Annotated in this window: 10 protein-coding genes and 1 tRNA gene; 8 read left to right on the plus strand and 3 right to left on the minus strand. The window is 48.9% G+C overall.

All coding sequences use genetic code 11. The features are described from left to right. Window positions 1-965: UDP-glucose 4-epimerase GalE (galE, locus tag PHU49_10220; GenBank protein MDD5244381.1), on the minus strand; the 965-nt coding region annotated here is incomplete at its 3' end. Window positions 966-1,221: 256 nt separating this feature from the next. Here galE and PHU49_10225 point away from each other — a divergent pair. Next, entirely contained in the window at window positions 1,222-1,425 is a 204-nt protein-coding gene (locus PHU49_10225) for a hypothetical protein (protein MDD5244382.1), read from the plus strand. Between the two features lie 192 nt (window positions 1,426-1,617). Beyond that, complete coding sequence (locus PHU49_10230; protein ID MDD5244383.1) at window positions 1,618-2,103, plus strand: PilZ domain-containing protein; 486 nt, start codon at window positions 1,618-1,620, stop codon at window positions 2,101-2,103. A 13-nt stretch (window positions 2,104-2,116) separates the two neighbouring features. Here the strand turns inward: PHU49_10230 and PHU49_10235 are convergent, their stop codons facing one another. Then, the gene (locus tag PHU49_10235) at window positions 2,117-3,439 is read right to left on the minus strand and encodes a B12-binding domain-containing radical SAM protein (GenBank protein MDD5244384.1); all 1,323 of its coding nucleotides are present in this window, start codon (window positions 3,437-3,439) and stop codon (window positions 2,117-2,119) included. Window positions 3,440-3,810: 371 nt separating this feature from the next. Next, window positions 3,811-4,473 carry a rhomboid family intramembrane serine protease gene (locus tag PHU49_10240; GenBank protein MDD5244385.1) on the minus strand — a complete coding sequence of 221 codons (663 nt, stop codon included), beginning with the start codon at window positions 4,471-4,473 and terminating at the stop codon, window positions 3,811-3,813. Window positions 4,474-4,528: 55 nt separating this feature from the next. On the opposite strand from PHU49_10240, the gene galT reads away from it, so the two are divergent. The 6 genes from galT to PHU49_10270 all read left to right on the plus strand — a co-directional run. Further along, entirely contained in the window at window positions 4,529-5,530 is a 1,002-nt protein-coding gene (gene galT / locus PHU49_10245; protein ID MDD5244386.1) for a galactose-1-phosphate uridylyltransferase, read from the plus strand. Between the two features lie 8 nt (window positions 5,531-5,538). After that, window positions 5,539-6,996: a glycogen synthase GlgA gene (gene glgA / locus PHU49_10250; protein MDD5244387.1), complete on the plus strand. Its 1,458-nt coding sequence runs from the start codon at window positions 5,539-5,541 to the stop codon at window positions 6,994-6,996. Then, complete coding sequence (locus PHU49_10255; GenBank protein ID MDD5244388.1) at window positions 6,983-8,719, plus strand: ATP-binding protein; 1,737 nt, start codon at window positions 6,983-6,985, stop codon at window positions 8,717-8,719. The genes glgA and PHU49_10255 overlap by 14 nt, the downstream gene beginning before the upstream one ends. Further along, on the plus strand, window positions 8,716-9,075 hold the full coding sequence (locus PHU49_10260) for a response regulator (protein ID MDD5244389.1): 360 nt from the start codon (window positions 8,716-8,718) through the stop codon (window positions 9,073-9,075). Before PHU49_10255 ends, PHU49_10260 begins: the two co-directional genes overlap by 4 nt. Before the next feature lie 121 nt (window positions 9,076-9,196). Then, a tRNA-Ala gene (locus tag PHU49_10265) sits at window positions 9,197-9,268 on the plus strand. A 60-nt stretch (window positions 9,269-9,328) separates the two neighbouring features. Continuing rightward, a partial coding sequence (locus PHU49_10270; GenBank protein ID MDD5244390.1) for a hypothetical protein occupies window positions 9,329-9,950 on the plus strand: 622 nt, incomplete at its 3' end.

A 9,950-nucleotide genomic window follows, 5' to 3' on the forward strand; every position in this document is an offset into this window, starting at 1 on the left:
AGTTTCTTTTCCCATTCCCAGGCTGTTTTTATGATATGCTTCAGGTCATCGTGCCCCGGTTCCCAGCCTGTCATGCGTTTCAGCTTTGTGCTGTCCGCTATGAGGGCGGGCGGGTCTCCTGCCCGTCTTGCCGATTCTTCAACGGGAAAATCGATACCCGTTACTATCTTTGCCGCCTCAACGACCTCACGAACAGAAAAACCATGTCCATAACCACAGTTCATGATATCCGGCTTACCGGTATCCATAAGATAACGCAAAGCCAGAAGGTGTGTCAGGGCAAGGTCTTCCACGTGGATGTAATCCCTGATGCAGGTCCCGTCCGGCGTAGGATAGTCTGTCCCGTAGATGAAGAGTTTCTTGAACTCTCCTTTTGCGACCTTTAACGACCGGGTGATAAGGTGGGTTGCCTCCGCGTACGCCTGCCCTATCCTGGCGTCAGAGGCAGCACCGGCAGCGTTAAAATACCGTAAGGCAATATACCGGAAATCCTTTGCCAGAGCGAGGTCTTTCAGTGCCTGTTCCACCATTACCTTCGACGCGCCATATGGGTTGATGGGCGCAAGAGGCGCTGTTTCGTCAATAGGCATCTTTTCGGGTATTCCGTATGTCGCTGCGGTGGAGGAATAGATGAGGTGTGTCGTATTGGTCTCAACCATGGCCTCGAGCAGGTTCAGGGTATTGATCACGTTGTTCCTGTAGTACTTGAGGGGCTCACGGACCGATTCTTCCACCTGGATCGAGGCGGCAAGGTGGATCACTGCATCTGGTTTGAATGTATCGAGGGCATCGAGGACAAGGCCCCGCTCAGCGAGGTCGCCCTTTAAAAACTTCCCGTACAGTACCGCCCATTCGTGGCCCGTGGAGAGGTTATCAAGGACGAGGATGTCATGGCCCGCCTCTCCCAGCAATTTCACAACATGGCTGCCGATATATCCGGCCCCACCGGTAACAAATACCTTCATCGTTCATCCTTTCTGTTTATTGCACATACGTCTGTGCGCAAAGAAGCGTCTACGTATAATTCCCGCCGGATGGACATTGTATCATAAATGGATAAAAATGTTAATCATTTCATGTAATTTTGGACATCTTTTAACAGGATCCCCCCATGACAATCGCCCGAAGTGGGTGAAGCTTTTGCCCGTGGAGGGGGCGACGAAAGCTCCAGTATAGTTCTCATAGCCCGTTCTCGGGCGAGAGGGGGTGGCTCCACGAGCTTTGCTTGTGGAGGGGGCGACGAAAGCCCCAGGAATAGTGAAGGCAGCGGAGAGCATGGAGCAGAGAGCGGAGAGTGAAAAGCAAAAGAAGAAAATAGGTCTTATGGGACTTATTGGACCTATAATAATGTATAGCCCGTTCTCGGGCGAGAGGGGGTGGCTCCACGAGCTTTGCTTGTGGAGGGGGCGACGCAAGCCCCGGTAATAGATGAAAAAAATTCTTGACAATCTGTTTTAGTATGTATAACATATTAATATACCAAAGAAAGTCGATCTGCCGGTGGTAGAACGGGGAACCAGGATTATTATTTTTTGTTGTTATATACTTTTTATAGAGCATAAGGCGTTTTCCGGGGTTTAAGGGGCAAAAAATAATGAAAAAGCAGGGGTGAATGTAATGAAAAAGGATCTCACAATATGTTTCCGCACCAGCGATGATTTACGTACCTCTCTTGAAAAGATCGCCACTGATGAAAGGCGCTCCCTGTCATCGATCATCGAAACAATACTCTATGATTTCCTGAAGCAGAAGAAGGCCCTGCAGAGCCTTAAGAAGGAAAGGCGCCGTTATCCACGTAAACCGGTATCTTTTCCAACATTTGTATACAAGAGCGGCTCTGAGGAACAGGCATTGCAACCGGGGACCATTGTCGATATATCCCTCGGCGGGATCCGGATTCTCATACCTTACGAAGCCAAGGTCGATGAAGCGGCCAACATCGGTACCCTCTTTACCTTGCCCAATGAAAAGATACCCCTCAAGATGCATTGCGCTGTCAACAGGGTAATACCCGCGGAAGAAAACATAAAGGAAGTCGGGGCATCGTTTGTAGACTCAGATTTTGCGAGCTACCAGAAACTCCAGAATTACCTCGTCCAGTAAGGACGCCCGTATATCATTCAGGCCCTCTTTTCCCTTTGGCGTATTGTTTTAAATAATGAAGATCCTTTTCGGTGAATCCTTCCCATGCAAAGGGGAAGAGCGCGTTATTCTGATAGAGGGCGTCCTGTGTGATGGGGTAGCGGGCATTGCGGTGATATTTCTCAAACATCTCCGTATGCGGTATGGGCGTATATTCCGCTACGTATGGCCTGACACCTAAGGCAAAGAGATAGTCAATGGTCCCCTTCACCGCCTCCCACTTTTGAAAAGGAAGTCCTGCCAGAATATAGACGCTCACCTTCTCCATATCAAATCCCGCATTCCTGAGGGCAGCCAGGGCCCTTTCAAAACCTTTCGCGCTGACCTTGCCACCAGTTGATCTCTGGGTATCGGGATCTGTTGTCTCAAGGCCGATCCTCAGTTCCTGAAAACCTGATGTAAGAAAAAGCCCTGCCAGTTCTTCATCTATATGCGCCGCATTGACGGCGTTCGGATTGTATATATCTACAGGAAAGGGGAGCTTCGCAATCTCTCTCAAAAGAGGTTTCGCATAACGGTCTTTTTCATAGAGGAAATTGTCGTCGTAGATGATGAACCGTTTCACCCCATAGCCGTTCCAGTGCTTTATCTCCTCCACCACCGAGGAGGGGTTTCTTCGCACGATAGAAGGATGCATATATGGCGTTGCGCAGTATGTGCACCGGTAAATACACCCGAAGGAGGTGAGAAGCGGCACGAACGGTATATCGTCACAGAGGTCATAGCAGGGATAAGGGAGGGCATCCAGATCATATGTGGAGGGTCTGAACGTGAGCTCTGTTGATAATACGTCTTCAACAAATCTGTAAAACCTTTCTATCTCATTGTGTTTCACGATAAGGTCTGCCTTTCGCAACTGCTGTTTTGCCTCTTCATCGCAGAGCGACGGGTAAATGCCGCCGACAACTATTTTTGACTCCGGCAAAACCTCCCTTGCCGTTTCAACGGCCTCTTTCGTGCCTGGATACCAGTACGTCATAATGGAAGTAATGAGGACAAGATCGGGCTTGTCAACGCGTAAGAGTTCTTCGGCCAATGTTTCACGTGAAATACCATATCTCCTGAAATGTTTCCGTATACCCTTCAAGGCGTCCGGTTTGGGGACCCTTTCCTTCACAAAGGGCGCTCTTCCATCAGCCCTTCTCTTTGCTTCGACGACCCGCATACAATCGATAAAACGCATCTCCGCGCCGTTTTTCCGCAGGATGCTTCCCACGTAGAGGAGTCCCAGCGGGCTGGACCAGAAACCATAGGCGGCAAAATCATAAATGGAAGGGTTGATAAGAAGAACTTTCATTATACGTCACCATCCAGTCTATTTAGTCTATCTGGTTCATTTGGTCTATTTCGTCTGTCTGACCAGCAACCGACAGCAAAAACCGGGATCTCACAAGGCGTAAGTCGTCAGGCGATTTAATACCTTGCCCCTTACGACTCACGGGTTCAAAATTCTTTATGGTTTAGATATTCTGGTTTAAAGTTTACCATTATTATTCATCGTGTCCTGCTGCTATTGAGATTGCCACGTCGCTTCGCTCCTCGCAATGACCTGAAATAATTTCTGATCCCCCGTTTCTCATTTCACGTTTTACCTTTCACATTTCACGGGGTTCATCCCCTTACGACTCACGGGTTAATCTTCTGCTCTCCGCTCTATGCTCTTCTGCTCTACGCCCGTCGCTTTTTCCTGACGAGGAGCTTCACTGTCACGAGCCCGAAGATGAACCCACCGATATGGGCATACCAGGCAACACCCTCCATGTTCGAATAGAGCAGCTGCACGAGAAACCACAGCGTTAAAAGCAGGATGGCAGGGAGTTCAACGATCTTGATAAAGATGATGATGAGCAGTATGGTCTTGATCCTCGCGTGAGGATAAAGCACCAGATAGGCGCCGAGGATCCCCGATATTGCCCCGCTTGCCCCGATCATGGGGACGGTAGAGGCCGGGTCATAGAAAAACTGAAAGGTAGCTGCAACGATGCCGGAGAGGAGATAGAAAAGCATGAAGCGCATATGGCCCAGAGCGTCTTCTATGTTATTGCCGAATATCCAGAGGTAAAGCATGTTCCCGCCGAGATGGAGGAAACCTGCGTGGAGAAACATGGAGGTAAATATGGTGAGCACATTGTAAGGAAGGAGGTCCCATCTCGTTGTTACCGCTGTTGCAAATTCCCCGGGGACCAATCCGTAATATCTATAGACCGCATCACCGGCCGATCCATGAAGGGCTATCTTCTGCCACAGAAAAATTAATATATTTACAATGATTAAGCCCACTGTTATAATTGGGGTAGTGCGGGTCGGAATATTATCCTTTATGGGTATCACTTTCGTAATTCATATCACGTGTTCCCTACCAAGTCAAAATATCAGGGAGTAGCGCATGCCGGAGCTGAGAAAAGATCCTATTATTGACAGATGGGTTATCATTTCCACGGAAAGGGGTAAAAGGCCTGTCTTCTTCGTTGAAGAGGCGCCGCCTGGCAAGGCCCCCATGTGCCCGCTCTGTACGGGGAACGAAAACATGACCCCCCCTGAGATATACGCAGTAAGACAGGGTGGCTCTGTCCCGAACAAGCCCGGTTGGCTGCTGCGGGTTGTATCGAACAAATTTCCAGCCCTCAGGGTCGAGGGGAGCCTCGACAAGGAAGGTATCGGCCTGTATGATAAAATGAACGGGGTGGGGGCGCACGAGGTTATCATCGAGACCCCCAACCACGGCGAAACGCTGTCGAGCATGGATATCGAAGGCATAAAGCGTGTGTTTGACGCTTACAAGGCAAGGATCCTTGACCTTATAAAGGACCAGCGACTCAAATATATTATGGTCTTCAAAAATCATGGCTCTGTGGCAGGGGCATCACTGGACCATTCTCATTCGCAACTCATAGCCCTTCCAATCGTTCCGCGCAGGGTTGTCGAGGAGATTGCCGGGGGTCTTAACTACTATAAGTTTAAAGACAGGTGCGTCTTCTGCGACATTATTGCCCAGGAAAAAGAGGATAATGTCCGTGTCGTTTTTGAAAACGACAAATATATTGCTCTGTCACCCTATGCCTCCCGCTTTCCTTTTGAAACCTGGATCCTGCCAAAAAAACATGAGCCCTACTTTGCATCCCTCGAGAAGACCGACGAATATCTCTCCCTCGCCGAGACACTTTCCACGGTTCTCAAGAAATACGACAGGGTGCTCAATGCGCCGCCATATAACTATATTATTCACACGGCACCCTTCGGAAACGGACAGGTACCCCATTACCACTGGCATATCGAAATAATACCAAGACTGACCAAGATGGCCGGCTTCGAGTGGGGAACCGGGTTTTACATTAACCCGACACCACCCGAAGAGGCTACGGAGTACTTAAAAGAAACACAGATATAGGGGGTCTTATGAAAATATTAATTGCTTCTCCTGAAATCTATCCTTTTGTCAAAACCGGCGGTCTTGCGGATGTAACGGGGGCACTCCCGAAGGCCCTGAAAAAACTTGGTGTTGAGGTAAGGGTCATCCTCCCGAAACACAAAGGCATCGAGGAACAAGGCTTCCCCATGCGGTATAAGAACTACAAGATCGCCTGCCCTATATCCCAAAGTTACATCGATGCGGAGATCGTTGAAAGTGAATACGACGGCATTACTGCATACCTCGTAGAAAAAGACGAATACTATTACAGAGATTATCTTTACAGCACCCCCGACGGCGATTACCTGGATAATGCCGAACGGTTTGTCTTTTTTGCAAAGAGCATCCTCGAGGCAATCAAGGTTACCGGTTATGTCCCGGACGTGATCCACTGCAACGACTGGGAAACCGCCCTCGCGCCCGTATTTCTCAAGACCCTCTACAACAATGATCCTGTGCTCAATAAAGCGGCTACGCTCCTTACCATCCACAACCTCGGATACCAGGGGATCTTCTGGCATTACGATATGCACCTTCTCAATATCGGTTGGGAATATTTTACGCCTGATTTTATTGAGTTCTTCGGGAACATCAACTTCCTCAAGGGTGGTATCGTTTTTTCCGATATTATCAACACGGTGAGCAAAAAATACAGTGAGGAGATCCAGACAGATGAGTTCGGCTGCGGCCTCGATGGTATCCTTCGCACGAGAAAGGATGACCTCTTCGGCATCATAAACGGCATTGATTATGCTGACTGGAGTCCCGAAAAAGACACCTTTATCCCGGCGCGTTATACCGTTGATAAGCTGGCGAACAAAAAGATCTGCAAGGGCTCCCTTCAGGATACCTTCGGATTGCCTGTCCAGGAAGATGTTCCTCTTATCGCTACCATCTCAAGGCTTGCCGACCAGAAAGGTTTTGATCTTATAGGGTCATCGCTGGAAGAGATGCTTGCTCTCGGTGCGCAGTATATTGTTCTCGGCACCGGTGAGCGGAAATATCATGATCTTCTCTCGCAACTCGCAAAGCAGTTTCCAAAATCATTCTCTATCAAGATTGCTTATGATAACAAACTCGCCCATCTTATTGAGGCCGGTGCGGATATGTTTCTTATGCCCTCCCGGTATGAACCCTGCGGTCTCAATCAGCTCTACAGTCTCAAATACGGAACGGTGCCGGTCGTGAGGAGCGTTGGAGGACTTGAAGATACGATTACAGACTACACGGCAGAGCCTGATGCCGGGACAGGCTTTAAATTCCACGACTATACAAAGGAAGCGATGCTCGACGCCATTAAAAGGGCCCTTTCGGTATACCGGAATAAAAATGTCTGGACCGCCCTCGTGAAGAGATGCATGGCAGAGGATTTCTCATGGGAGAGATCCGCGAAAGAATACGTCGGGCTCTATAAAAAAGCAATTGCAAAGCATGAATCCCGTTGATCTTCTCGGGAAGATTATCGAGATCTCCCATTCAAACCTTGAGCTGACTTCACGCATAAACTCTATCCTTAATATCATCTCCCGGGATATGTACTGCGAGGAGGTCATAATCTATACATTCGACAAGGACAAGAGGCTTACCTGCAGGTTCGCCAATCAAAAAAGCGTCCTTTTCAAAATCCTGAACCAGTACCGGTGCCACGTCGGCGAGGGGGTTGTGGGAAGCGTTGCACAGAAACGGTCGCCACTCTTTTACACGATGCGGGACATCCCGTCCCGGTTCGGCTGTCTCTTCTACCCGGAGCTGGACGGGAAGCTCGAAAACTACAAGGCCTTTGCATTTCTCCCTCTTGCGGATGACAGTTACCTCTACGGGGTACTGGTCTTAAGTGCCGTGAGCAAGGATGCGCTCCATGACACGGAAAAGATCTTTCTCTCCATCCTTTCCCGGGAGATCGGCGGGATACTCCGTTCCTATGAGCTGATCCTCTCTTCAAAGAAAAGGATCAGCGAGCTCGCGACGCTTTCAGAACTGGGGAAGGTGCTCACATCCAACGCAGAACCCCATGAACTCCTGAAGAATATAGCCCTGATCATAGCCAAATCGCTGAATGCGACATTCGTTACCATTAAACTTGGATATGCCCTCCTGAAACTCGATGTCCATCGTTTTACCTATGGCGTTATCGACCCCTCTGTCCAGGATCACGTGGGGGAACTGGAAGAGACGGCGGCAAGGCTTCTCCGTGCCGTGTCGATGAAGGACTGTTCTCCCGATGAGTATGAGAATTCCTTCAGGTTCTCTCTTTTTTCAGCGCCTGTCGTATCAAAGAACCGTGTCCTCGGAACGTTGACCATATGCGGCGAGAAGACAGGACAGAATTATGCCCTCGGGGAGGACGGCCAGTACCTTATCAATACGATAGCAAATTACATATCAAGCGGGCTGGAGAATACCTTGCTGAACACCCGCCTCAGGGATGCCGTCAGGGAACTGAGCGATGCGCAGAAGAGGCTCATCGAACAGGAAAAGTTCCGGAGCCTCGGGGAGATGACTGCCAACATTGCGCACGAGATAAAAAACCCCCTTGTTATCATCGGCGGATTTACTAAAAGGCTTGCCAGGAAGGTAGACCTTGACCGTACTGAAAACAAATACATCAGCATCATTCTCAACGAGGTTACCAGGCTTGAGTCCATCCTCAATGAGGTACTCAACTACGTCAAGGAAACCCCTCTTCTTACTGAAACATGCGACATCAACGACTATCTCGATGAGATCCTCTACCTTATTACGTCAGATGTGTCCTGGGAAGAGATCAAAATCGCAAAGACCTATGACCCCGCGCTCCCTCCTGTTGCCTGCGACAGTCAACAATTAAAACAGGTCCTCATCAATATCCTCATAAACGCCCACGAGGCCATGCATGGCCGGGGCACCATAACGATACAGACCAAACAGGCCACGTACGAGAGCAAGCCCTTCGTTGCCATCTCTATTACCGATACCGGTGGGGGTATTGATCCGGCAATTATCGATAACGTCTTCAACCCGTTCTTTACGACAAAAGAGCGGGGAACAGGGTTGGGTCTTGCCATCTCGAACAAGATTATCATGAATCACAAAGGCCATATCAATGTGGAAAATATAGCAGGGAAGGGGGTAACGTTCACCATGTACCTCCCGGTAAAAAATCATACAACAAAAGAGGAGTTTTTATGAAGAACGCAAGAATTCTGGTGGTGGATGACGAAGAGAACATACGGCTGCTTTTCAAAGAGGAGCTTGAGGATGAAGGGTTCGAGGTGGATCTCGCCTCGAACGGCTTTGAGGCACTGGATAAACTCAAAAAGGGTCGGTTTGACCTCGTTGTGCTCGATATAAAGATGCCCGGCATGGATGGCATTCAGGCCTTAAATGAGATAAAGAACGCCAACAAGGATCAGCCGGTCATCCTTTGTTCCGCATACGGGGAGTTCAAACAGGATCTTTCGAGCTGGGTATCTGACGGCTACGTTGTCAAGTCAGCAGATACGCGGGAACTGAAACAGACCATCAAAAACATCCTCGGTCTGTAGTGTAGTCCTTGCAAATCCCTGGTTCTGCGGCCATAACCCTCAACCCGCATCATGCAACGGGCAACATTTTGTCAAATATTCCTTGATATTACAGAAAACATGACATAATATTATGAACACCGGGGGTGTAGCTCAGCGGGAGAGCATCTCGTTCGCAACGAGGGGGCCACGGGTTCAATCCCCGTCACCTCCACTTACAAAGATCGCCAGTGGTCCGGCATAACGGGTTAAAAAGTCTTCTGCCCCGCATACTATGAGGCTCTTTACAAAAATACTCATCTTCTTTATAGCCCTCATCATTATCCTCTCGATCATTACAACCTATTCAGGCATAACCTCCATAGAGCAGATTGCCATTAATGAACTTGAGAAAGGGCTTACCTCTGACATAAACCTTTTTAACTTTGCCATCGACAGCGAGCTTGACCATATTGAGACACGCCTTTCTTTAATATCAACAAAAGATAGATTTAAAGAAGCCTACCGGCACCGGAACCGGGCGGTGATCCGGCAATTGTTTCAGGAGACCTTCAAGGAAGAAAATATCGATGTCATTCACCTTACAGACAATAAGGGTGGGTTAACCTTTACGCTGGGCAACAGGCTGCATAATGTACCGGTTATCATACCATCACCACCTGAATCGCAACAGAATAATATTATGAAGGGATTTATGTTCATCAAGACAGGTGCGGTCGATCGCGTCGCGCTCTTCGTTTCCGTCCCCCTCAGGGAGACGTCCGGATTATCTGGCAATATAACGGGGCTCATCATCATCGACGGCGGCAGCGCTTTTGTCAACAACGTGTCGGATCTTCTTGCGAGAAAACGCGATGAACCCGTATACATATCGATCTTCTATAAAGAAAAGAGGG

It is taken from the genome of Syntrophorhabdaceae bacterium (assembly GCA_028713955.1).
GTDB lineage: Bacteria > Desulfobacterota > Syntrophorhabdia > Syntrophorhabdales > Syntrophorhabdaceae > UBA5609.

Coding starts and splice junctions, on each gene's coding strand:
- PHU49_10235 (MDD5244384.1), bottom strand. CDS start 3,439: ATGAAAGTTCTTCTTATCAACCCTTCCATTTATGATTTTGCCGCCTAT.
- glgA (MDD5244387.1), top strand. CDS start 5,539: ATGAAAATATTAATTGCTTCTCCTGAAATCTATCCTTTTGTCAAAACC.
- galT (MDD5244386.1), top strand. CDS start 4,529: ATGCCGGAGCTGAGAAAAGATCCTATTATTGACAGATGGGTTATCATT.
- PHU49_10260 (MDD5244389.1), top strand. CDS start 8,716: ATGAAGAACGCAAGAATTCTGGTGGTGGATGACGAAGAGAACATACGG.
- PHU49_10230 (MDD5244383.1), top strand. CDS start 1,618: ATGAAAAAGGATCTCACAATATGTTTCCGCACCAGCGATGATTTACGT.
- PHU49_10255 (MDD5244388.1), top strand. CDS start 6,983: ATGAATCCCGTTGATCTTCTCGGGAAGATTATCGAGATCTCCCATTCA.